At 72.8% G+C, this 23,447-nt stretch carries 16 protein-coding genes; 8 read left to right on the top strand and 8 right to left on the bottom strand.

The window, feature by feature from the left end; genetic code table 11:
• Window positions 1-123: 123 nt before the first annotated feature.
• Complete coding sequence (locus ACOJVX_RS00315; protein ID WP_422647151.1) at window positions 124-3,861, top strand: glycosyltransferase; 3,738 nt, start codon at window positions 124-126, stop codon at window positions 3,859-3,861.
• 1,017 nt (window positions 3,862-4,878) lie between these two features.
• On the opposite strand, the gene ACOJVX_RS00310 is transcribed toward ACOJVX_RS00315, so the two are convergent.
• The 3 genes from ACOJVX_RS00310 to ACOJVX_RS00300 all read right to left on the bottom strand — a co-directional run bounded on the left by ACOJVX_RS00310 (window position 4,879) and on the right by ACOJVX_RS00300 (window position 8,007).
• The gene (locus ACOJVX_RS00310; RefSeq protein WP_026417806.1) at window positions 4,879-5,640 is read right to left on the bottom strand and encodes an SDR family NAD(P)-dependent oxidoreductase; all 762 of its coding nucleotides are present in this window, start codon (window positions 5,638-5,640) and stop codon (window positions 4,879-4,881) included.
• Window positions 5,641-5,747: 107 nt separating this feature from the next.
• Entirely contained in the window at window positions 5,748-6,710 is a 963-nt protein-coding gene (locus ACOJVX_RS00305; RefSeq protein ID WP_026417807.1) for an aldo/keto reductase, read from the bottom strand.
• A 694-nt stretch (window positions 6,711-7,404) separates the two neighbouring features.
• Window positions 7,405-8,007 carry a histidine phosphatase family protein gene (locus ACOJVX_RS00300; RefSeq protein ID WP_030104740.1) on the bottom strand — a complete coding sequence of 201 codons (603 nt, stop codon included), beginning with the start codon at window positions 8,005-8,007 and terminating at the stop codon, window positions 7,405-7,407.
• Between the two features lie 303 nt (window positions 8,008-8,310).
• On the opposite strand from ACOJVX_RS00300, the gene ACOJVX_RS00295 reads away from it, so the two are divergent.
• The 6 genes from ACOJVX_RS00295 to ACOJVX_RS00270 all read left to right on the top strand — a co-directional run bounded on the left by ACOJVX_RS00295 (window position 8,311) and on the right by ACOJVX_RS00270 (window position 16,626).
• A complete protein-coding gene (locus ACOJVX_RS00295) occupies window positions 8,311-9,447 on the top strand; it encodes a methyltransferase domain-containing protein (protein WP_051313535.1) in 1,137 nt (378 codons plus the stop codon).
• Between the two features lie 491 nt (window positions 9,448-9,938).
• The gene (locus tag ACOJVX_RS00290; RefSeq protein ID WP_418155124.1) at window positions 9,939-10,568 is read left to right on the top strand and encodes a SigE family RNA polymerase sigma factor; all 630 of its coding nucleotides are present in this window, start codon (window positions 9,939-9,941) and stop codon (window positions 10,566-10,568) included.
• Window positions 10,565-11,056, top strand: a complete 492-nt coding sequence (locus tag ACOJVX_RS00285) for a hypothetical protein (RefSeq protein WP_026417811.1) — start codon at window positions 10,565-10,567, stop codon at window positions 11,054-11,056. The genes ACOJVX_RS00290 and ACOJVX_RS00285 overlap by 4 nt, the downstream gene beginning before the upstream one ends.
• A gap of 953 nt (window positions 11,057-12,009) precedes the next feature.
• Window positions 12,010-13,518 (top strand): hypothetical protein, encoded by a 1,509-nt coding sequence (locus ACOJVX_RS00280; protein ID WP_422647150.1) that lies wholly within the window; start codon window positions 12,010-12,012, stop codon window positions 13,516-13,518.
• A complete protein-coding gene (locus ACOJVX_RS00275; RefSeq protein ID WP_418155122.1) occupies window positions 13,515-15,491 on the top strand; it encodes a glycosyltransferase in 1,977 nt (658 codons plus the stop codon). Before ACOJVX_RS00280 ends, ACOJVX_RS00275 begins: the two co-directional genes overlap by 4 nt.
• A gap of 364 nt (window positions 15,492-15,855) precedes the next feature.
• On the top strand, window positions 15,856-16,626 hold the full coding sequence (locus ACOJVX_RS00270; RefSeq protein WP_422647149.1) for a VOC family protein: 771 nt from the start codon (window positions 15,856-15,858) through the stop codon (window positions 16,624-16,626).
• Window positions 16,627-16,682: 56 nt separating this feature from the next.
• Here the strand turns inward: ACOJVX_RS00270 and ACOJVX_RS00265 are convergent, their stop codons facing one another.
• Window positions 16,683-18,320: a TM0106 family RecB-like putative nuclease gene (locus tag ACOJVX_RS00265; RefSeq protein ID WP_026417815.1), complete on the bottom strand. Its 1,638-nt coding sequence runs from the start codon at window positions 18,318-18,320 to the stop codon at window positions 16,683-16,685.
• Window positions 18,321-18,632: 312 nt separating this feature from the next.
• Between ACOJVX_RS00265 and ACOJVX_RS00260 the strand changes: the two genes are divergently transcribed.
• A complete protein-coding gene (locus ACOJVX_RS00260; RefSeq protein ID WP_026417816.1) occupies window positions 18,633-19,085 on the top strand; it encodes a DUF6474 family protein in 453 nt (150 codons plus the stop codon).
• Between the two features lie 52 nt (window positions 19,086-19,137).
• On the opposite strand, the gene ACOJVX_RS00255 is transcribed toward ACOJVX_RS00260, so the two are convergent.
• From ACOJVX_RS00255 to ACOJVX_RS00240, 4 genes are read right to left on the bottom strand one after another with little or no spacing between them, the layout of a single operon-like run.
• Window positions 19,138-20,118, bottom strand: coding sequence for a glycine betaine ABC transporter substrate-binding protein (locus ACOJVX_RS00255; protein WP_051313537.1), 981 nt, complete (start codon window positions 20,116-20,118; stop codon window positions 19,138-19,140).
• Complete coding sequence (locus ACOJVX_RS00250) at window positions 20,115-20,900, bottom strand: ABC transporter permease (protein WP_026417818.1); 786 nt, start codon at window positions 20,898-20,900, stop codon at window positions 20,115-20,117. The genes ACOJVX_RS00255 and ACOJVX_RS00250 overlap by 4 nt, the downstream gene beginning before the upstream one ends.
• Window positions 20,893-22,149 carry an ABC transporter ATP-binding protein gene (locus ACOJVX_RS00245; protein WP_026417819.1) on the bottom strand — a complete coding sequence of 419 codons (1,257 nt, stop codon included), beginning with the start codon at window positions 22,147-22,149 and terminating at the stop codon, window positions 20,893-20,895. The genes ACOJVX_RS00250 and ACOJVX_RS00245 overlap by 8 nt, the downstream gene beginning before the upstream one ends.
• Window positions 22,142-22,801 carry an ABC transporter permease gene (locus ACOJVX_RS00240; RefSeq protein ID WP_026417820.1) on the bottom strand — a complete coding sequence of 220 codons (660 nt, stop codon included), beginning with the start codon at window positions 22,799-22,801 and terminating at the stop codon, window positions 22,142-22,144. Before ACOJVX_RS00240 ends, ACOJVX_RS00245 begins: the two co-directional genes overlap by 8 nt.
• Between the last annotated feature and the right edge of the window lie 646 nt (window positions 22,802-23,447).

Raw genomic sequence — 23,447 nt, 5'->3', positions numbered from 1 at the left:
CCGACCACCCAGCACAGTCAAGATCGACTCGCCGGGTGGTCGCCCGGCGAGTGGGGCGAGGCGCCACACGTGGCGGGACGCACCGCGTGACCGACGGAACGGCGAGCAGAGGCTGAGGGACACGTGCGAGACGGCATCGAGTACGCGGACGGCGCCGAGGACGAGGTGCTGACGATCCTCCGGAACGCCCGGGACGTGAGCGCCGGCTCACCGGAACTGGCGGCCGGTGTCACGAGCTGGGAGACGGCGTACCACCTGCACCCGCAACGGGTCGGGCTGCTGGCACCGCTGCGTCTCCGCCCGGGGATGCGCGCCCTCGACCTCGGGTGCGGATCGGGTGTGCTGACCAGGGCACTGGCCGAGGCCGGGTTGGACGTGCTCGGGATCGAGGGCGAGGCCCCCCGGGCCGAGGCGGCCGAGGAACGCTGCCGCGACCTCGACGGCGCGCGGGTGGTCCAGGGCGACGTGGTGTCCGCTCTCGCGGCCGAGGGCCAGGAGGGCACCGCCGACCTCGCCGTCCTGTGCGGCCTGGTGGAACACGCGGTCCACCAGGGCACCCCGCCGCCCGACCTGCTCCGGGCGACGGCGGCCGCGCTCGCCGAGGACGGCGTGCTGGCCCTCGCGATCGAGAACCAGCTCGGTCTCGGCTACCTCCTGGGTCAACCAGAACCGCACCACGACCGTTCCTACCTGGGCCTCGCCGACTACCCGGCCGCGGGTTTCCCCGGGGAGGGGCGAGGACCGCGAACCTGGACGCGCAGGGTCCTCGGCGACATGTTGCGCTCGGCCGGGCTGTCCGCCCAGCGCTGGCTGCTGCCGTTCCCGGACTACAAACTCCCCCGGGTGATCCTGGACGAACGCGCCTACGCGGGGCGGGGAGCCTCGGACCTGGCGGACAAGCTCGTGCGCCACCCGCTGTTGGGTGCCTTCGGGGGTGGCGAGGTGGCCGCCCCGGCCCGCTCGCTGCACCGCATGGCGGCCGCCGAGGGTTTCGGCGCGGCCACGGCCCCCAGTTTCCTGGTGTTGGCCGCCAGGTCGGAGGAGGCGCTGGCCAGGCTGGTCGACCCGGCCCTCGGCTGGATCGTGACGATGGGCCGCCTGCCGGAGTGGCGGCGGGTGCGCCGCCTGGACACCGACCTGGTGCTCCGCCCGGTGCCGGACGCCGCCGGCCTGCGCCCGCACGCGGACCGGACCGCGGACGGCGGCCAGGCACCCCGGTGGCTGCGGCAGCGGGAGAGCGGCGAGGAACCGTGGCTGACGGGCGCACCGCTGGACCGGCACATCCTGGACAGCCTGAACTCGGGGAACCTGAAGCAGACGACGATCCTGTTGCGGGGGTGGCGCGACGCCATCCTGCACAACGCCCGGGAACTGGCCGACTCCGACCCCCGCCACCCGTACCTGCCCGGCCACCCGGGGAAGCCGGTGCTCCCCGCCGACTTCCTCGACGTCCACCCGGGCAACTTCATCATCGCCGACGACGGGGGCGCGCACCGCATCGACCGCGAGTGGGTGGCGGGCACCGGTGTCGATGCCGAACTGGCGTTGTTGCGCGCCTTGTTGGAGTTCGCCAGGGAGATCACCGCCACCGGCTCCGCCCACCCCTGGGGGCATGGCGCGAGCATCCGGGACGTGCTGGCGGAGCTGTGCGGCCTGGTCGACCTGACGTCCGTGCTCGACGAGCGGTGGTTCGAGCTGCTCGCCGCGGAGGAGGGCTTCCAGGAGGTCGTGAGCGGGCCGCGGCCCCCGGCTTCCGCCCCGCTCGAACAGGAGACCTCGGCGACGGCACCGGTTCCGGTCTGGTCCGTCGCGGGTGGGCTGCCGGGTGTGCGCGCGACGCTCGACGCCCACCGCAAGCTGCTGGCCGACTTCGAGGAGGCGCACCGGCGGCTGGCCGCCAGCGACGGTGACCTGGACCGCACGCGTACCGAGCTGGCGCAGTTGCGGGACGAGTTCCGCCGTGAGCTCGGCGAGCTGGAGAACCACCTCGAACGCGTCGAGGAGGACCGGGAGGCCCTGCTGCACCGGCTGGCCGAGGCCACCCAGCAGCTCGACCAGGTCCAGGAGCGGGCCGCGCAGCTCGACCAGCGGTTCGCCACCGCGCTGGCCGAACTGTCCGACACGGTTCGCGAGGCGAGTGCGGCCTACGCGGAGAACGAGCGGCTGTTGGCGGCCGAGACCGAGGCGAGGCAGCGGCTGGCGCGCACCAGGTCCCGGCTGGACAAGCTGGAGTCGGCCGGTCTGGTCAGCCTCGGTCACCGCTACGTGTGGCCGGCGCTGCGGGCGGTGCGAGGGACGCGCGACCTGGTCCTCGGTCGTGGCGGGGAGGAGCCGGACGGCGTGTTACGCCGGTTGCACGGCTACTTACCGCCGGCGGCGCAGCTCGCCGCGACCCGCATCCGCAAGCAGACGAGGGCGGCACGGGACGCCGCCCTGCACTGGGACGTCCGGGTACCGGACGAACCGGTGCGGGTGGGCCGGGGTCAGGTGGTGGAGTTGTCGGGCTGGGTGGCCCACGCCGACCTCCCGATCCGCCGGGTCTCACTGCTGGTGGACGGCCGGGAACACCCGGTCAACTACGGTTACTCCCGCCCCGACGTGCACAGCGCGCTGGGCGCGGCCGGTGTCCCCGTCTCCGAGAACACCGGGCTGCTGGTGTCCGTCCCGCTGGCCCCGATCACCGCGCCGGCGTCCTACCAGTTGTGCCTGCGGGTCGAACTGGCCGACGGTAGTCGGCTGTACCGGGACCTGCCGGAGCTGCGGGTGGCCCCCGGCACCGGGATCCGACCGGTGCGGGCCGAGTGGCCGGTCCCCGCCGGGTCGCGAGTGGTCGTGGCGATGGCCACCTACGAACCCGAACCCGGTTTCCTCGCCGAACAGTTCGACTCCCTCCGCGCCCAGACCCACCAGAACTGGGTGTGCGTGATCGCCGACGACGCCTCCTCCCCGGCGGCCCGGGCGTCCATCCGGGAGCTGATCGGAGGGGACGAGCGGTTCGTGCTGGTGGAACACGACGAGAACGTCGGCTTCTACCGGAACTTCGAGCGGGCCCTGAGCCTGGTCCCCGCCGACGCCGACGCCGTCGCCATGTGCGACCAGGACGACGTGTGGGACAGCGACAAGCTCCAGGTGCTGCTCGCGGAGCTGGAGGACCCGGGCGTGGCCCTGGCCTACGCGGACATGCGCCTGGTGGACCAGGCTGGGACGGTCTTCGCGGACTCCTTCTGGAACAGGCGCCGCAACCAGTGGGAGGACCTGGCCTCGCTGCTGCTGTTGAACACGGTGACCGGTGGCGCATCACTGGTCAGGGCGGAGCTGGTCCGGGACGGTGTGCTGCCGTTCCCGCCCCGCCACACCGTCGCGTTCCACGATCACTGGACCGCGTTGTGCGCGCTGGCCACCGGGCGGATCGCCTTCGTGGACCGGCCGCTGCAGTCGTACCGGCAGCACGACGCGAACGTGTCCGGCCGGCGGGAGGAGGACCTCGACGCCGTGCTGCCCGCCAGCGACCTCAGGCTGGTGCTGTCCTCGTTGGGCGTCTTCGGGCGGCTCACCGACGCCCAACGCGAACTGCTCGACGTGGGCGCCGCCAACCACCTCCCGGCGCTGGCCCAGTTCGCCGGCACGCTCCTGGTCAGGTTCCGCAACGAGCTGGACGAACGGACACGCGCCCAACTGGTGCGGTTGGCGGGTGCCGACCGGGGCGCGGGTGGCGTGCTGTCCTTGTTGCAGCGGAGCAGGAAGCAGCCGGGTCAGGTGGCCGGGGTGGACCGGTTGCTGCTCGGTTCCGCCCTGCGCCGGCGGGCGGTGACGCGATCGGCACGGCGGGCGGCCCCTCGCCCTCCGGAACCGTTGGACTGAGCATCTCCGCCGGCTGGCACCGGTCCGCGCAGCGCGGGGACCCGGCGCCCCCCGCTCGGTGCCAGCCGGCGGTTCGTCCCGCGCTGACGCGCGACGGGTGAACCGGGGACCGACGTGGAACGTCCCGCTCCGCCGGGGGGAGGCTGGCGGAGCGGGACGGGCGACCCGGCCGCCGTGGACAGGGGGGGTACGGCGGCCGGCCCGTGCCTCAGCCGACCTCGGAGTGCTCCTCGGTCGCGAGGCTGGTTCGTGGTGGCCGGCGGTGAACTCGGGAACGCGGGTTGGGTCCGTGGTCCGCTTCCGGAGTACCAGCGCGGGACGGGGGCGTCGAGTCGACGGCTCCCGAGGCCGGCGAGTCGTCCACAGCGGCACTCCTGTCCACAGGGGACCTGGCGGTGGTGGTACCGCGCGCCCCCGCTCTCCTAGACTGGCCACGGGGCTGCCCCCCAGGGAGGGTGGGGGTATGCGTGGCGCCCGTTCCCCACACGCCGTACCACCCCCGCGTGTCCCTGATGACGGCCTCGCCGATCCTGCCGTCCACGGTGGTCTGTCTCCGTTGGTAGCGGAATTCCCCGTGCGGGAGCGGCGAAACCCGAATTCGCCGACACCACCCGAATGGCCGCATCGGGGTGTCGTGCTGGCGAGCGAGGTGAGCTGCCGCTCCTCGCTCCGGCGGGCCTGGGTCCCGTGGCGAGGGGCACCGGTTCGCCGCGTGTGGTGCGGCGCGGTCGACGTTCCGCCCGGTCCGGAGTCCGCTGGGGACGAGGAGCCACGGCTGGCCGGCCCCGGCGGGAGCACGCACGAGGCGGGGCGATGGCTGGGGAAGGCGTCGTGCGCATCCCTGGATCTCGAGCGGGTGGGCCACACCCTCGTGCCGGCTCGAGGGCCGGGCCGGCGTGGCGCCGTGGCCGGCGCGGGCGGCGGCGCTGGCCCCTCCCCTGTGTGGAGCGGCGGCGGTGGTGGGGCCGGGGCGGGCACCGGGCGCCCGGCGAACGAGGCGCCCGGCGTGCCCGCTGCTCAGCGCGGCGGCATCCGCAGCGAACCGTCGAGGCGGATCACCTCGCCGTTGAGGTAGTCCTGGTCGATGATGGACAGTGCCAACCTGGCGTACTCCTCGGGCCGGCCGAAGCGTTGCGGGAAGGGCACGTTCGCCGCCAGGTTCTTCCGGAACTCCTCGGTCACGCCGGCCATCATCGGGGTGTCCAGGATTCCGGGGGCGATCGTCATGACCCGGATGCCCGAGGACGCGAGGTCCCTGGCCGCCGGCAGCGTCAGGCCGGCCACTCCACCCTTCGACGCCGAGTACGCCGCCTGCCCGACCTGACCGTCGAAGGCGGCGACGGACGCCGTGTTGATCACGACGCCACGCTGTCCGGCCTCGTCCACCGGCTCCGTCCTGGCGATCTGCTCGGCGGCGAGCCTGGTGACGTTGAACGTTCCGATCAGGTTGACCTCGACGACGCGCCGGAAGAGCTCCAGGTCGTGCACGCCCTTCCTGCTCAGGATGCGCCCCGCGTTGCCGATGCCGGCGCAGTTGACGGCGAACCGCAGGGGCGCTCCCGAGTCGACCGCCCTGCCGATCGCCGCCGACACCTGCTCGGCGCTGGTGACGTCGGCCGCGATCCGCTCGACCCCGTCGACGTCCTCGGCACGTTCCAGGGCGGCCGGCAGGTCCAGCACGAAGACCTTGGCGCCCGCCTCGGCCAGTGCCCGCGCGGTAGCCCCGCCCAGGCCGGAGGCTCCCCCGGTCACGATGGCCGCACTGCCCGTGATCTGCATCCGTACTCCCTCGCCGTCATCGGGTCTCCGTTGACCCGTCCGAACAGTCCCAACAGGAACTTACTACCGAGTAGCCCCTGGAGGGCACCGTCGGGCGGGACTTGGCGTCACCGTGATCCCGGCGGGCAGATCGCGTCGATCTCGACGAGGTCCTCCAGCGTGGGTTGCCACGTGCCGGCGACGGCGTTCGCCTTGACCTGCTCGGGACTGGTGGCCCCCGCGATCACGGTGGAGACGGTCGGCTGGGCGGCCAGCCAACCGATCGCGACATCGGTCAGGCTGAGGTTGCGCTGGGCGGCGAAGTCCCGCAGGCGGTCGATGCGATCCCAGGGGGCCTCCGCCAACAACCTCCGCCGCCCCGCGAGCCTGCTCCCGGGTGGCGGTGGGGTGTCGCGGTCGTACTTGCCCGTGAGCAGTCCGTTGGCCAGCGGGAAGTACGGAACCAGGCCGACCCCGAACCGTTCGCACACCGGCACGACCTCACGCTCGGCCTCGCGCTCCAGCAGGGAGTAGTGGTTCTGCGCGGCGACGGGCGCGGTCAACTTGGCGGTGTTGGCGATCCACGCGGCGTCGGCGAGTTGCCAGCCGGCGAGGTTGCAGTGACCGACGTACCGGATCTTCCCCTCGCGGACGAGGTCGTCCAGCACCGAAAGGGTTTCCTCGACAGGGGTAGCCGGATCCGGTCTGTGTAACTGGTAGAGATCAATCCACTCAGTGTTCAGCCTGCGCAGGGACGACTCCACGGCCCGGCGCACATAGCGGCGAGAGCCCCGGGACCCGAAGTCGGGGCCGTTCAACCCCTGCATGTCCATCCCGAACTTCGTCGCGACCACGGCGTACTCGCGACGTCCGGACAGGGCCTGCCCGAGCAGTTCCTCGCTCCGCCCCCTCGGGGCTCCGTAGACGTCCGCGACGTCGAAGAAGGTGATGCCCATCTCCAATGCCGTGTCCACCACGGACCGGGCGCCGGCCAGGCTCTCCGTCACGGTTCCGGGCCGTCCGAGGTTGTTGCAGCCGAGGCCGACGGCACTCACGGTCAAACCGGACTCACCAAGCCGTCGCTGTTCCACGGGCACAGACCTTAAATGCTCGCCGTGGTTCTGTGTCACCTCTACCCCCGTCACTCCAGAGAGTCCACCCATACAGGTGGAATTGGTCGACGGAGAGTGACACTTCGAGGGGCGTCCAGAATTCTGGATCGGTTCGGCGCGAGCCGAGTCGAAATCGCGTCCCGCTGGAGAGGAACGATCTCCACACCGGATGGTCGACGCGGGAGCACCCCACGCTTCCCGGCCCGGGCACCACCCCACACGCCCAACCCCGCTCCCCGACACCAGGAGGGCTCGGTGGCCGTACCGTCACGCGGTGATGGCGCAGGACGTCGGGGAAAACCGGAACTCCGGAGGTACCGGTCCGGGGCGGGTCCGCCTGCCCGGCATGGGGCGGTCGCGCCAATCCGACGGCGAGCACCCGTTCCCCCGACCCGGCCGTACCTGGTCGCCACTCGCCCCCGAGCGCGCTCGCGGAGCGGGCCGCCGCACGCAGGGGCCGAAGGGCCCCGCCGACCAATCGGGCGATCGAACGGGACCCGGGCCGCCGGGGGATCGCCGGTTTCACGTGAAACAGACCTGCGGACGGCGCCTCCCACCCCTCTGGTCACCGACCAGCTGGGGTGAGGGCCCGGGTGGCCGACCCAGCCCGACCGACGGGGTCGGGGTCGGCGTCGGCGAGTCCACGGGAGGACGGGCGCCCCTCGTGCGGCCGTCAGATCCGCCACTCCTGCGGGTACTCGGTGCCGCGCAACTGGGGAGGCAGGTGTCCGACGTCGTTGTAGGTGACCACGGCCGGGGCCCGCCCCGACCGGTAGAGCAGCACGGTGAGCGAGCAGTTGTAGTCGATCATGTTCAGCCAGGTCGACTCGGACGCGCCCAGGGCCTCACTCGTGAACCACCTGATCACGTTGCCGTGGCTGACGACCAACTCCCGGATGTCGTCCTTCGCCCTTCGGGGGATGCCGCCGTAGCGGGCCAGGGCGGCCGTCGCCTGCGCCGGCCCCTCCCGGTCCAGGACCTCCTGGGGGAAGCTCTCGAAGAACTCCGCCTGGGCCGGTGTCAGCTCCTCCGGATCCGGGATCGACGGGATGAACTCACGCAGGAGGTCGGAGGGGTAGACGGGCGCGTCCGGCAGGTACTTGGTGAGCGCGTCCAGGGTCTGGACCGCCCGGGTCGCGGTGCTGTGGTGGATCGCGTGGAAGGGCACGTCCCGCAACCGGGCGCCGAGCAACTCGGCCTGTTGCCAGCCAACCGGGGTGAGTTCGTCGTCACGTGACTCGCCATGCCGTACCAGGTAGAGCAGTCGGTTTGCCATTCCCGTCCTTCCACGAGGCAGTCACCCGCCTCGCACTGGAGAACCGTCGACAACCACAAGACGCGCACCGCACGCGACCAGTTGCCTGCCACGCCTGGATCACCCTCCCGGTTGGGCGCGGCGGCGACCCGCTGGAAGCGGCATCCAGTCGCGGTTCAGCGGATCTCCAGCGACCGGACCGATACTCGCAGGGTGGTTCGTCACCTCCCGCGCAGCGGGCGCCCCTGGAGCCTCACGTCCCGGGCGGCGGCGAACGACGGACGTCCACGGCGCTTCCAGCGAACGACGGGACATCGGCGGGCGATGACGAGGACAGAGCGGCTTGCCGCGGAACTGGCGGAACACGGTCTTCTCTGCTCGGCCTGGCGGTCGGCGTTCACCTCGGTCCGCCGGGAGTGGTTCGTCCCCCCTCGGATCTGGATCGACGACGGGGCGGGGCGCAGACGCCCGGTTGACCGGGAGGCCGACCCGGCGGCCTGGTACGACGCCGTCTACACGAACTCGCCCGTGCTGACGCAGTTCGACGACGGGAACACCGTGTGGCCCGACAGCACCGGCCGGCACTGCACGAGTTCGACATCCCGCCCCGACCTGTTGCTCCGCGTCCTGGAAGCCCTCGACGTCCAGGAGGGCAACCGGGTGCTGGAGATCGGCACCGGCACCGGGTACGGCACGGCGCTGCTGGCAGCCCGGCTCGGTTCGGAGAACGTGGTGTCGGTGGAGGTCGACAGGGTGCTGGCGGGGGTCGCCAGGGTCTCACTGGCCGAGCACGGCTTCTCGGTCCGGGTCGTGTGCGGGGACGGAGCGGCCGGCGACCCGGGCGGCGCACCCTTCGACCGGGTGGTGTCCACGGCCGCCGTGCGACTCGGGGGCTTCCCGTGGACGTGGGTGGCGCAGACCCGGACCGGGGGAACCGTGGTGGCCCCGGTGCGGAGCGAGTTCGCCGGGGCGGCCGCCCTGGTGAGGTTCGACGTGACAGGGGACGACCGAGCGGTCGGACGGGTGCTCGGCGTGGTGGACGCGCTCCCGCTCCGCCAGCACCGGCCCGCGGTGGTGTCCCCGTCGGTGCTCACCGGCCTGACCGGTGGGCGGTTCAGCCGTACCGGGCTGGAACCGTGGCGGGTCGCGGGGACCTGGGAAGCGCGGTGGGCGGTCGGGGTTCGGGTGCCTGGTTGCGGCTGGCGGCACGCCCCTCCGCGTGACCGGGGTGCTCCCCACACCCTCCTGCTGGTGGACGCGGTCACGCGGTCCTGGGCCCGGGTTCGTTACGACGGCCGACCGGGCACGAGTGAGGTCAGGCAGGACGGACCGCGTGACCTGTGGAACGAGGTCGAGGCGGCCTACAGGGAGTGGGTGGCTCTCGGCAGGCCCGGTCCCGACCGCTACCTGGTCACGGTCACGCCGTCCGAGCAGTCAGCGGCGGTCCGGTTGGTGCACTGAGGACGTCTCCTGGGCGGCCGGATGAGCACTCAGCAATTAGTTATACAAGTCACATTTCCTTCGAGGGGTAAACCGTTCGCGGCGGCTGACCCCTGCCACTCGGCGAAGACTCCGCCAGTGGGTGGAGCGCAACCCGAAGGAGATGCCATGCGTGCTCGGTTGACGAGCGCGGGCCGTGTTCGCCTGCTTCTGGGAACCGGGATCGCCGTGCTGGTTCTCGGTGGGGGCGGGGGTCTCGCCCTGGCCGACTCACCTCAGGCGACCAGCTCGACGCCGCCGGTGGCCCAACCCGCACCCCCCGCACCCACTCCCGAACCCGCATTCCCCGCACCCCCCGCACCCACTCCCGAACCCGCATTCCCCGCACCCCCCGCACCCACTCCCGCACCCACTCCCGAACCCGCACCCCCCGCACCCAGGCACTCGTCCTCGGTCAGCGAGGCGGCGGTGTCGCCCTCGCAGGCTCCAGACCACGGGCGTCCCGCCTCCTGATGACCGGAGGCACCGCCCAGGCCGACGACCGGCCCGCTCCGCTCCGGGGCGGGCTGGTCCCGGCCCTGCTCCCGACCGGAGTAGCGATGGTAGGAGAGAACAACCGCGCGACCCGGGACAGCGAGTTCAGCCGCTACTTCACGGAGGCGTCGCGGGGAGTGCGGGCAACCGCCTACCTGCTCTGCGGCGACTGGCAGCGCGCGGAGGACCTGCTCCAGACGGCGATGCTGAAGGTGTACCTCGCCTGGCCAAGGCTGGCGAACCGCGACCTGCTCGACGGCTACACGCGACGAGTGCTGGTACGCACGTTCCTGGACGAGAACCGACGGCTGTGGCGCCGGCGGGAACGATCCACCACCGAGGTCCCTGACAACACCGTCCACCCCGGCGATGAGGCGGAGCATCGAATGATCCTGAGGTCGGTGCTGGCCACCCTCCCGGCGCGACAACGCGCCGTGCTGGTTCTCCGGTACTGGAACGACCTGAGCGTCGCCGAGACAGCGAGGGTCCTCGGCTGCTCCCAGGGAGCGGTGAAGAGCCATGTCGGTCGCGCGCTGGCGAGACTTCGCTCGCAGCTTTCAGACCACTTCCCCGAACTCGCCGCGATCAGCGAACGGAGGCGACCATGAGAGGTGAGGACGCCGCGGCCCATCACGCCCGGTCGCTGTTCTCCGACTGGACCGATGACGAGGGACCCCCGCTGCGAACGGAGGCGAAGGATGTCGTCCTCCGTGGCCACCGGGTGTTGCGGCGTCGGAGGGCGTGGAGGATCGCGGGGAGCGCGGCCGGTAGCGCCCTCGTCCTCGTCGGTGCCTTCACTCTGGTCACGGAACTGGGTCCTGTTCCAGGGGGCGTACCGGGAGGAGGGTTCACCCCCTCCGGGGTGGCCCCGCCACCACCCACCGAGCCGCCGTCCTCCGATCACCACGGAACGGCTCCCCCCTGCCCGATTCCCGGGATCGGTCCCGAACAGGGTTTCGCTGCCTCCCCGGGCGAGGCGACGCCGCCCGCCGCGCCCGACCACTCGGCGTTCCCGGCGCCACCGCCGCAGGTGGACAGGCCGGACGCCGAGGGCAGGCTGGACCCCGTGGACGGTAACTGCGCGGGGTCCCCTTGAGGCCGGTGGGATCTGGGTGGGTGGTGACGCCCGGGGCGGGGCCGGGTTCGAGCCGCCCGGGGCAGCCGGGCCAGCACAGGCGCGAGCGGCCCCCGACGCCGCCCGTCAGAGGCCGCCCGCTTCGCAACAGAAGGTCAGAGCACGCGGCACCTTGCTGGGATGACGCGTGGACTGGGGCGCGAGGCCGGTTGTTCGTCGGTGCCGGCGTCGGGCCAGGGTCGTCGACGTCGCTCGTCCACCCGGCGCGGCGGGACGGGCCCCTCGGGACCGGGGCGACCCCGGGTGTCGTGCGCGGACCGGGGAGGGGGTGTTTCCTTCAGCGTGGAGCTGACCCGCATCGCAGGACCTCACAACATCGGGAGGATGTGCATCGGGAGGTACTACAGATTGCCCCCGGGACAACTCGTTGCCAACCCCTGTCCGTCGGGCACCACCCGAATGTCGGTATGCCAGCGGCCGACGGGCGGTGTGGGGCGGTTCGCCACTCCGCTCCGGCGCGCGGCGGCCACCGGCCGACGGACACGGCCAGCGGGATGCGCGGGGACGACACCCGAGGTACGGGCCGCGCTCTCCGGGTCCGCGTGCGCCGGGACCCGTCCCGGGCACGGTCCGGTGGCGTCCGGACGGACCCGGTTCGGGTTCGTGCGCGGGAGGCCCGCCATCCACAGGTTCCGCTCCGAACCGCCCGGCGGGCCGCCCTCCCCCGATAGACTGGCCTCGGGGCCGTCCCCCTGGGCGGGTGGGGGATGCGTACCCGCGGACCTCGTCCTCCCTCGCGCCTCCGGTGTCGCCGGCTGGTCCGGCCCCCCGGAACGATCAGGAATGGTGCGTACCCGATGGATTTCCGGTCACGCCGCCGTCGGCGGGATGCCGCGATCGCGGGCTGGTCACTCCTGGACGGGCATTACCCGGTTCGGGGACGCCGGTCGCGGCGGCTTGGATACAGTGCGGGCGTGCCAGATCCTTCGAGTCCACCAGTGGTAGGAGCGGCCGCCCTCTGGTCCAGTTCGGACACGGCCGGTCTCGGTGACCAGCTGCTGCCCTGGCTGGTGCGTGCGGAGATCGGAGCCCGCCTGTCGGGCTGGCGGATCACCACGCTCGCGCCACTGGGCTGGAACGCCTCCCCCAGCACCGCCGTCACCGAAACCGCGGAACCGCTCGGGCCGTCGGACGACGGCCGTCGCCGCCGACTGGCCGAGGCGACCACGCTCACGCTCGTCGCGCCGTCGTTCCCGTTGGCCGGTCGGCCGGGCACCCTCGCGGCGCGGTACGGGGACGACCGCGCCGAGGGCGCCGCCGCCTTGCTGGACCGAGGCCTTGGCGCCGACCTCGAGACCGACCATCCCGTGGTGTGGTCCGGGGTGCGCGTCTCCTCGTTCCCGTCCGAGGAGGTCGTGCGGGCGGCCGTCCGGCAACCTCGTTGCGCCGTCCGCGACCGGCGGTCCCGGACGCGCCTCCTCACCGCGGCGAGGCGCCTCGACCCGGCCGTGGAACTCGACCCCGTCGTCCTCCCCCATCCCGGGGTCCTCGCCGGCCGGTGGCTGGACGACGAGGCCATGACCTCGCTGCGCCGCCAGCTCCGCCAGCTCGGGCGGCTGCCGGCGGACGACGGCTACGTGGTGCTGCCCGGCGCGGTCCCCGGCTCGGCTGGGCCGGGGCTGGTCGAGCGGCTCACCGGGCGGCTCCGGCGGGCGTTGGCCTCGGCCGGTCGGCCGGGCGCGGTGCCCCCGGTCGTCGTCCTCCCCACCGGACCCGAGGTGGCCGACGGGGCGGGCTGGTTGGTGGACACGCCCTCGGGTGAGGCGTACCGGCTTCCCGCCGGTCTGGTCGTCGAGGACCGCCTCGCCGTCCTCGCGGGGGCGTCCCTGGTCGTCGCGGGTGACGAACACACCGCGGCCGCCGCGGCGGGCCTGGACACGCCCTGGGTGTTGTTCGACCCCGAGGGCGAGGACAGCCCGGTGATCCGCGAGTTCGGGCGGCCCGAACAGGTCGCCCCGACCCTGGGCGGTCTTCCCTCGGCCGTGCGCGCCGCTCTCGCTCCCGGCGACGGGCCCAGCCCCGCCGCCGTGGCCCGCCGGCGGTTGGACGAGCACTTCGACGCGGTCGCCCTCATCGCCGAGGAGACCCTGGCGCGGCGGGGCGGCCACCTGGACCGCCGGGCGGTGGAGCTCGCCGCCGAGAACACCGCGCTGCGCGAGGCCAACTCCCGGCTGCGGCAACGGTTGCTGGCGGAGCGCGGCGAACTGGTGGAGGCCCTCACCGCCGCCTGGCGGCGGACCCGCGAAGCCCGGGGCGAGACCGACCAGGTCCGGGACGAGCTGGCGGCGGAACGCGCCGCGCACGCCGCGGCCGCGGCCAGGGAAGCGGAGCTCCGGCGTGAGCTGGAGGCCTGGCAGCACACCAAGCTCGTGCGGTGGACCCGGCCGCTGCGGGACGCCTACGGGAAGGTTCGGGACTCGTGACCGGCCCCGCCGTCGACGTGCCGGCGACGAGGGCCGTCACCTTCGTCATGGTCAGCCACGGTGGTGGCGACCTCGTCATGAACTGCCTGGACAGCCTGCGCAAGCACACCACCGTCCCCTACCGGGTCGTCGTGGTCGACAGCGCCTCGCCGGACGGGACGGCGGACTGGTTGGAGGAACGTCTCACCGACCGGGCGGAGGTCACCCTCCTGCGGCTCCGGGAGAACCTCGGGTTCGGCGCCGGGTGCAACCTCGGGGTGCGGCAGGCCGACACCGAGCTCGTGTGCTTCCTCAACGCCGACGTCGAACTCTCCGAAGGCTGGTTGGAACCGCTGCTCGCGGTGTTGGACCGCCGCCCGGACGTGGCGGCGGTCGCCCCGGTGCTGCTCGGCCAGGACGGGGAGCTCCAGGAGGCGGGCAGCGTCGTCGGCGGCGACGGTTGGTGCCAGGCGTGGGACGCGGAGCGGGCCCAGCTCGACGACCTGTTCCCCCGGGTCGTGGACTACGCCTCGGCCGCGTGCCTGCTCATGCGCCGCCGGGCCTTCTTCGCCGCCGGCGGGTTCTCCCCCGACTACGAGATCGCGTACTTCGAGGACGTCGACCTGGCGCTGGAACTCCGCCGTCGCGGTTGGCTGACCTGGGTGGAGCCCGCGTCCCGTGTCACGCACGTCCGGCACGGCAGTTCGGGGTCCGAGCGGGCCGCCGAGCTCATGCGCCACAACCACGGTGTGTTCCGCCGGCGCCAGGCCTCCGTGCTGCGCGACCGGCCCGCGCGCATCGGCATGGAGGAGGCGCCGCACCGGCAGATCCAGTTGCGCGACCGGCCGGCCCCGCACCGGGTGCTGCTCATCGACGACCGGGTCCCGCAGGCCGACCGGGGGCGCGGCGACCCGCGAACGCAGGCCGTGCTCGACGCCTGGATCGACGCGCACCCCGCGGGCCGGGTGACGTACCTGGCGGTGTTCCCCGACCGGGCGCTGGAGTGCGCCCCGGCGCTGCGGGCACGCGGGGTCGAGGTGGTGTGGGGCGTCCACGACCCCGAGGAGTGGGGTCGGGAACGCGCGGGGCTCTACGACGTGGTCGTGGCGTTCCGGCCGCACAACTTCGTCAGCCACGGCGAGCCGATCTCCCGCAGCCAGCCGCAGGCCGTGCGCGTGTACGACGCGGAGGCGCTGTTCCACCGCCGACCGCAGCAGCACTTCGAGACGGCCACGGACTCGGACGAGCGGCGCCGGTTCGCGGTGGAGGCGACCCGGCTGCGGGACCAGGAGACGGCCGCGTTCACGTGGGCCGATGTCGGGGTCTGCGTGAGCGAGGAGGAAGCCGAGTGGGCGGCGTCGGTCGCTCCCGACCGGCCGATCAGGGTGGCCTGCTATCCGACGCCACCGGTGGTCGAGGTCCCCGGCCTGGAGGGGCGGGACGGGCTGGCCTTCTTCGGCGGGTTCGACGGGACCCCCGGCACCCCCAACGAGCGGGCGGTGCTCGAGCTGGTCGGCGACGTGCTGCCCGCTCTGCGGGATCGCCACCCCGGCCTGCGGCTCCGGGTGATCGGCGCCGATCCCTCACCGGCGGTCCTGGCGCTGCGGGGGGACGACATCGAGGTCACCGGCAAGGTCCCCGATCCCCGTCCCTGGTTGGCGAGCTCCCGGGTGCACGTCGTCCCCATGCGCTACGGCGCGGGTGTGAAGATCAAGTTCGTGGACTCGATGGCCGCTGGGCTTCCCTTCGTGACGACGCCGGTGGGGGCGGAGGGGCTCCATCTCGGCGTGTTGGCCCGCCACCTCGTGGGTTCGTCGCCGGCCGAGCTGGTCGAGGCCTGCGACCGGCTGCTCGCCGACGACGTCCTGTGGGCCGACGTGCAGGCGGAGCTGGTGGAGATCTGCCGGGAGCACTTCTCCTCGACGGCGTTCGACCGGGCGATGACGCGGGTGATCGCCGACTGCGGGCTGCCGCCGCGACCCACTGCGGGCTGACCCCCAGACCCGCCGATGCCCGGTCGCCGTCCCACTCGGGTGAGGGGTGTCCTGGCAGTCGAATCGCTTGGATGTGTTCCGGCTCGCCATCACTGGTGGTCACGATCGCGGACGCTTTGCCTGGTGGTGGGCGAGGGTGACGGCGCCGGGTGACCGCCCCACCGGTTGATCCGAGCCGGGGGTACGGCTCAGCCAGGACGGCGAGTTCCGCGTCAGGTGGTGGTCAGCGGGCGCGGCCACGACCGACCGGGGTGCCATCCGCGCCGGCCGGGCTGGTTTGCGCCGGTCGAGCACGGCTACCCGGTAGTGGTGCGACCGCGCGGGGCGAGACGCCGTCCCGCCGCTTCGATGGAGGAGCGGGATCATGGGTGAGGCGCGAGGCTACGGCCAGGGGACGCCGTGCTGGGCCGACTACTGGGCGCGTGACAGGCGTGCGGCGATGGACTTCTACGGCGCCGTTCTGGGGTGGGACTTCGACGAGGGCCCACCGGAGACCGGTTACTACACCACCGCGTCGGTGGGTGGGAAGGTCGCGGCGGGTCTGTTCCAACCGCCGGAGCCGGACTCGCCCGTCACCTGGGGCGTGTACCTGGCGAGTGACGACGTGGACGCCACGGCTCGGGCCGTCACCGAGGCCGGTGGCCACGTCGTGATGGGGCCCACCGACGTCATGGAGGAGGGGCGGATGCTGTTGGCGACCGACCCGACCGGGGCGGTGTTCGGGGCGTGGCAGGCTGGCCGGCACCGGGGTTTCCAGCTGGTGGACCAGCCGGGGGCGGTCGCGTGGACCGAGTTGGCCACCCGGGACGCCGAGACGGCGCGTGCCTTCTACGCGCGGGTGTTCGGGGTGGGCATCAGCCCTCCGATGGCGGCGGACTTCGACTACACGACGATCCGCGTGGACGGGCGGGACGTGGCCGGCGTGTGGGGTGCCGGATCGGACGAACCCGACGCCGCGCTGGGCTGGGGGACGGTGTTCGCGGTCCCCGGTACCGACGACGCGCTGGACGTCGTCACCGGGCGGGGTGGCGTGGTGGTGCGGGCGGCGGAGGACAGCCCGTACGGCCGGCTCGCGACCTGCCAGGACCCCCAGGGTGGGCGGTTCTCCCTGGTCGGGCCGAACTCCGAGGGCTGAACGGGCGCCGGTTCGCCGACACGTCGGGGTCGGGGTCGGGGGACGCCGTGCGCCTGTCAGAGGTCCCCGAGGAAGGGGACGCCTTTCACCTCGGGTGAGCACATCCAGTCGCGGACGGCGAGGGTCGCCCGGACGTCGTCCTCGTTGTAGGTGAGCAGCCGGTCGCGTTGGTCGAGGTCGGGCACCTGGCCCTCGTACCCGACGGCGTCCCGGTACCAGCGCATCGAGTTCTCCCCGCTGGCCTCGGGGTCGCGCCAGCCGAAACCGGCCTCGGGTGCGATGGTCTTCAGGCCCTTCCCCTTGGCGCAGAGGAAGTGGTGGCGGACGCTGGCGAAGATGTCCACCCACTGGTCGGACCTGATGAAGCCTCGGACCTCCCTGCTGGTGGGCACGCCGGGCCGGCCGGGGAACCGCTCCGCGCTGGAGAGCATCCACCGGTTCTCGGCGAGCTCGTTGTAGCAGTAGGCGCGGAAGGTCAGGCCGCGTTCCCTGGCCCGGGAACGGACGAGCCGCAGCCACGTCCAGAACTCGCCGAAGGAGCGGGCCTCGTCCTCGGTCGGGACGGGCTCCCAGGTGGCGAAGGCCCGGTAGCCGGGTTCCAGGCCGATGTCGGCTCCGGAGAGCCAGCAGCCCCACAGGTAGGCGCCGGCGTCGCCGAAGCTCTCCATGTCGACGTCGAGTTCGACGTCGGCCCGGGGAACGCTCACGTCGGCTGACCGGCGCACCAGGCTCAGGTCACGCCGCCACGCCCTGGCGAGCGCGACCGCGTCGGACAGCGAGGTCACCGGGAGGGGGTGGGTGTCCTCCTGCTCCGGGTCGAGCGCGGCGAGCGCGTCGACGGTGGTGATGCCGGCCTCCCGCAGCGCCACCGCGTCCTCACCCCGCACCACGAGGCTGACGTCCCTCGCCGAGCGCAGCCGGTCCTCGCAGATCGGCCACCAGGGGCACGAGCGGCATTCCATGATCCGGGACGGGGTGGCCAGGGGGTCGGCGCCGGACGCGGCGGCGGTCGCCACCGCCAGGCGGTCGGCGAACCGGTGGTCGTACTCGTCCAGGGCGGTGCGGTTGCCCGGCCAGGTGGGCGCGTCCAGGTCGTGCCAGACGACGACGTCGGCGTCCATCCCGATGGCCCCGCCGGTGGCCCGCCCCGGCCGTTGCCGGCCCGCGGCCTGGAGGAGCCGGAACGCGTGCGCGAGTCGCAGCTGGTCGCGGGCCTGCGGTCGGGCCTTGCGGTGCGGGTCGAGGTGGGCCGAGTCGGGCAGGGGGGTGTCGAGGGGGCTGGTCCTGGCCCCGGTGCCAGGGTCGGTGACCTTGTGGCGGACGACGAGCACCGGCACGTAGCCTTCGCCGCAGCGGACCAGCAGGTCGATCCCGCCCCGCCGACCGCCGTGTTCGTCGGTGGGGAGCTGGGCCGCCCAGATGTAGGGGGTCCCGGCCCGCATGGCCCGCAGTGTCTCGAGTTCCCGGTACGCCGTTGACCTGCCGCGCGGGATCTCCACCCACCCGGTGCCGAGACGTGCGGCGAGGCTGTCCGCGACCTGTCGTCGGTGCGTGGCCGCGTCGGCGATCCGCTGCTCCGCGCCGCTGTCCAGTGGGGCGAGTTCGACGCCGGTCATCCCCGGGTCGTGTTCGAGATGCACCCGGCGGCGGCACCGCGTCACGACCCCGGCGTCCAGCAGCACGGTGTCCGTCACGGCACCCAGCCTATGTCTCGGTCGTGCCTGGTCGGTGGCACCCCACGTCGCCGCTGGTCACGGCCACGTCGCGCGGCCTGGGTGGGTGGTCTGACAGGATCGGCGCACACCGGTGGGCGACGGCGGCGGTACGCGGGCGGGGCCGGTGACGTGCCCGGGGTCACGGGGAGCCGGTCGGGGTCGCGGACCGGGTGCTCGCGGTCCCGAGATCGACCGGGCTGCGCCGTGGTGACCGGTCGGGGCAGCATGGTGGCAGCCGTTGGCGGATCGCGGCCGCGGATCGGGCGGACCGAGCACGTGGAGGTGGCGGAGATGGCCGGCAGGAGACGGGACGTCGGTTCCGGGGGCAGGGCGAGGCGGCTGGTGGGGGTGGCGAAGGTCCTGGTACCGGCGGCCGCTCCCGTGGTGCTGCCGATCGCGGCGGGAGCCGCCGCGAGGGTGCGGGAGTTGTACGACCAGGCCAGGGCCCGCCGGATGGGGGTGCCGGTGGACCGGCTCCCCGAGTTCACCGGGCACGGCGCTGCGCTGCACGCGCGGGTGGCGAACGCCCTCGACTCGGTGGACGAGTTGGGCAGGAGGTCCGGGGCGAGCGACGGTGACCGGTTCGTCGCGGAGGCCCGGACCCGCTGCGGTCAGCTCCTGGCGGCGGTGCGGGCGGCGGAACGGATGCCCGCGCCCCGCCGGCGGGCGGCGCACCGGGCGATCGACCGCGAGTTGGCGGTCGTGGAGACCGAGTTGCTGCACCGCCTCGACGTCCACCCCTGAGGTCCGGGCCCGCCGGGGCGGCGGTCGGTCTGACCCGCCGCCCCGGGCGGGGTCAGCCAGGGCTGACGAAACCCTCGGACACCAGCCAGTCCAACGCCACCTGGTCGGGGTCGGCTCCGTCCACGTCCACCCGGGCGTTCAGGTCCGCCATGATCTCGTTGTTGAGGGCCTCCGCCACCGGGGTGAGGACCTCCTCGATCTCCGGGTGATCGGCGAGCGTGTCCGTGCGCACCGTCACGGCCGCGTTGTACCGGGGGAAGAACGACAGGTCGTCCTCGAGGACGACGAGGTCGAGGCCCTTCACCCGGCCGTCCGTGGAGAAGATCTCACCGAAGTTGCAGGTCGTGCCGTCGGCCGTCGCCTGGTAGATGGGCCCGGTGCCCAGCGTGTGGATGTTGCCGGGCACGGCGGTGAAGCCGTAGGTGGCCTCCACGCCGGGCATGCCGTCGTTGCGGCTGGCGAACTCCGTCTCCACGCAGAAGGTCCCCTCGGCGGGATCGGCGTTGACCAGCTCGGCCATCTCGGAGAGGGTGTCCACCCCGAGCCGGGCGTGGTTCGCCTGGTTGAGGGCGAAGGCGTAGGTGTTGTCCACGGGCGACATGGCGATCCACTCGATGCCGTGCCGTTCCCTGTCGACCTCGCGCACCGCCTCGAACTGCTCCATCGCGTCGGGGATCGGGTCGGTGAACCCGTTGTAGCTGATCCAGGACGTCCCGGTGTACTCCCACTGGAGGTCGATCTGACCGGCCTCCAGCGCCTCCCTGGCGCTGTTGGATCCCTGGATGTTGGTGAGGTCCCGGATCTCCGCCCCGGCCGCGGCCAGGGCGAACTCCGCGATGTAGCCCAGGATCCAGTTCTCGGTGAAGTCCTTGGACCCCACGGTGAGGGTGACGTCCTCCAGCCCGGGCAGGGGTTGGATCGTCCCGGGTCCCACGTCGAGCGGCAGGGCCGACCCGGAGCTGAGGCCGCAGCCCGACAACGCGGTCGCGGCCACCGCCGCCAGCACGGCGCATCTGGTTCGTTTCCCACTCATCGCAGTCCCTTCGGTCCCAGCAACTGCTCGGCCAGGCCGCCCAGCCAGTCGACGAGCAGCGCGAGCGCGGCGGAGAGCACCGCGCCGACGACCAGCACCGAGGTGCGTCGCAGCTTGTACCCCACGTCGATCAGTTCGCCGAGCCCGCCGCCGCCGATGAAGAAGGCGAGGGTGGCGGAGCCGACGGCCAGCACCAGGGAGGTGCGCAGCCCGGCGAGCATCAGCGGGACCGCCAACGGGAACTCGATGCGGCGCAGCACGGTGAACCGGGACATCCCGATCCCCCGGCCGGCCTCCAACAGCGACTGGTCGACCTGTTGGAGGCCGACCATCGTGTTGCGCAGCACGGGCAGCAGCGCGTAGAAGGCGATGGGGATCACCGCGACCCAGAACCCGGTCTGCTGGGTGAGCAGGAAGAACAACACCAGCAGGCCCAGTGCGGGGGCCGCCTGCCCCATGTTGGCGATGCCCAGCACGATCGGGGCCACGCCCTTGGCCCAGGGCCTGGTGACCAGGATCCCGAGCGGGATGGCGACCAGGAGCACGATGGCGGTGACCGCCAGGGTGATCTGGACGTGCTGCCAGGTGAGGGTGAGGATGTTCGCGGCGTTGATCTCCCGCGCCTCGATGTCGTCCAGGTCCCCGGTGAACGCCCACACCAGGACCGCACCGAGGATGGCGAGGACGACGACGGGTTCGGTGAACAGCCGGAGTCGTTCGGAACGCCGGGACCCCGAGTCCGCGGAGAACCCGGCGCGTTCCGCCGTGGTGGTGTCAGGCATGGGCCGCCCCCGAACCACCGTCGCTCCCGCCGGGCCCGTCGCCCGGTCGCCCGTCCGGTGTGCCGTCCTCGTCCTCGTACTGCTCCCGCAGCGCGCGGATCGTCCCCATCAGGCTGTCCAGGCCCACGACGCCGGCGTACTGGCCTCGGGAGCGGGTGACGACGGCGTAGCCGGCGTCCGCGGTGAGCAGGGCTTCGAGCGCGTCCTGGAGGGTGGAGGCCCGGTCGACGGAGTCCTCCACCGGCCGGCCCGCGGTGGCCAGGGAGCCGCTCCGGTCGAGGTCCCGGCGGGTGACCCAGCGCAGTGGCCGGCCTCGCTCGTCGAGGACGAGCCCGACGGCTCCCCTCCGACCGCCAAGGCGGGCGGCGAAGGCGGCTGGTTCCTCGCCCGCGGTGGCCGTGGGGAGTTGCTCCAGTTCGATGTCGCGGACCCGGCGGAGGGTGAGCTGTTTCAGCGCCGCCCCGGCTCCGACGAACCCGGCGACGGTCTCGTCCGCCGGGTTCGCCAGGATCGCCTCCGGGGTGTCGTACTGGAGGATCTTGGACTGGTACCCGAGAACGGCGATGCGGTCCCCGAGCTTGACGGCCTCGTCGAAGTCGTGGGTGACGAAGACGATCGTCTTGCCCATCTCCTCCTGGAGGCGCATCAGCTCGTCCTGGAGGTTGCCCCGGGTGATCGGGTCCACCGCGCCGAACGGCTCGTCCATGAGCAGCACGGGCGGGTCGGCTGCGAGGGCCCTGGCGACCCCGACCCGCTGCTGTTGTCCTCCGGAGAGCTGTTTGGGGAAGCGGTCACGGTACTCGGCCGGGTCGAGGCCGACCAGGTCGAGCATCTCCTCGGTGCGCTCGGCGATGCGGCTCTTGTCCCAGCCGATGAGCCCGGGCACCAGACCGACGTTCTGGCTGACGGTGAGGTGCGGGAGCAACCCCACCTGCTGGATCGCGTAGCCGATCCCCCGGCGGAGTTCGTCGGGGTTGAGCCGCAGCACGTCCTGTCCGCCGACGGTGATCCGACCGGACGTCGGCTCGATCAACCGGTTGATCATCTTCATGGTGGTCGTCTTGCCGCACCCGGAGGGTCCGACGAAGACCACGGTCTCGCCGGCGGGGATCGTCATCGTGACCGAGTCGACGGCCGGGTGCCGCTGGCCTCCGTACTGCTTGGTGACGTTCTCCAGCCGGATCTCCACGCCGCTGGTGGCGCGGTCCGACTCGCCGCCGGGCTTCGGCGCGGTGTTCGTCTCAGACACGGATTCCCCTTGACGTAGTGAGCCGGCCGATCAGGACGTACACGGCGTCCAGGACCAGGGCGAGGATGACGATGGCGACGGTCCCCGCCACGGCGGCGTTGGTCGCGTTGGCGCTGCCGACCCGGGACAGCCCGGTGATGATCTGGTTCCCCAGGCCGGGCCCCTTCGCGTAGGCGGCGATGGCCAGGATGCCCATCAGCATCTGCGTGCTGACCCTGATGCCGGTGAGCACCGCGGGCCAGGCGAGCCGGAGTTCCACCCTGGTGAGGACACCGAACCTGCTCATGCCGATGCCGCGTGCCGCGTCGGTGACCGAGCTGTCGACGGAGGCGAGACCGACGATGGTGTTGCGGACGATGGGCAGCAGGGCGTAGAGCACCAGCACGGTCACCGTGGGGGGTACGCCGAGGCCGAGCACGGGGATCAGCAACCCGAACAGCGCGAACGACGGGATGGTGAGGATGGCGCTGGTCACGGCGGTCGCCACCGCCGAGCCGAACGGGCTGCGGTAGACGGCGACCCCGAGGAGCATGCCGACCACGGTCGCGATGACCACGCACTGGACCACGGCGCTCACGTGGAGGTAGGAGTCGAAGAGGAGCTGCTCCCACCTCCCGGCGACGAAGGAGCCGAAATCGGAGAGCCAGTTCACGAGTGGACCTCCGGTGGGCGAGGTCGACGGCCCACCGCGAGGACCGGAGGATCGTCCCTGGAGGCCGGAACCCGTTGGGTCGTGCGCGAACTGGTCCTGGTCCTGTCGCTCATCACAGTCGAGTACGCCCTCGTGGGCGACTCCTCCCCTCGTTGCGCCGGATGCGGGTGGACGGGCGGTCCACCTGGCTCGCCGACGACACGGCCAAATGGGGCTACATCGTCGGAAGCCCTCATACCGTTACCCAGTCCGCCTCCCAAGACAACATCGAGCGGTGCGGACGTAGTGGAAACGACATCCCCGGTTGATCTGGCCGCCACGGACCGGGCCGTCCTCCCGGAGCGGCACCACATCGGCGCGTGCTTCACCTCACACCCCTCCTGACCGGCGTCGTCGCTGGTGGTGCTTGCTCCCGCCGTGGTTCCCCGGCGGGGTGAGGGACCGGCGGGTGGTCCTCGCCCCGGGAACCACAACCTCGTTATCTGCGCTGTCGGGACGTTTGGCAAGGCGCCACTCCGGGGGAGAGCGGCCGCGGGCCGGGTGCGTCCACCCGCCACCCGGCGGTCCGCGCGGGACGAGGCCCCGCCGGCGCCGCCCTGGACGGCTGCGCCGCCGCCGTCGTCGTCGGTGGGCGGCGGGTCGGCTG

This window comes from Actinoalloteichus caeruleus (genome assembly GCF_049311605.1).
Taxonomy (GTDB): domain Bacteria; phylum Actinomycetota; class Actinomycetes; order Mycobacteriales; family Pseudonocardiaceae; genus Actinoalloteichus_B; species Actinoalloteichus_B caeruleus.
Note: the sequence above shows the minus strand (reverse complement) of the source record. Positions and strands in the feature narration are given on the sequence as shown.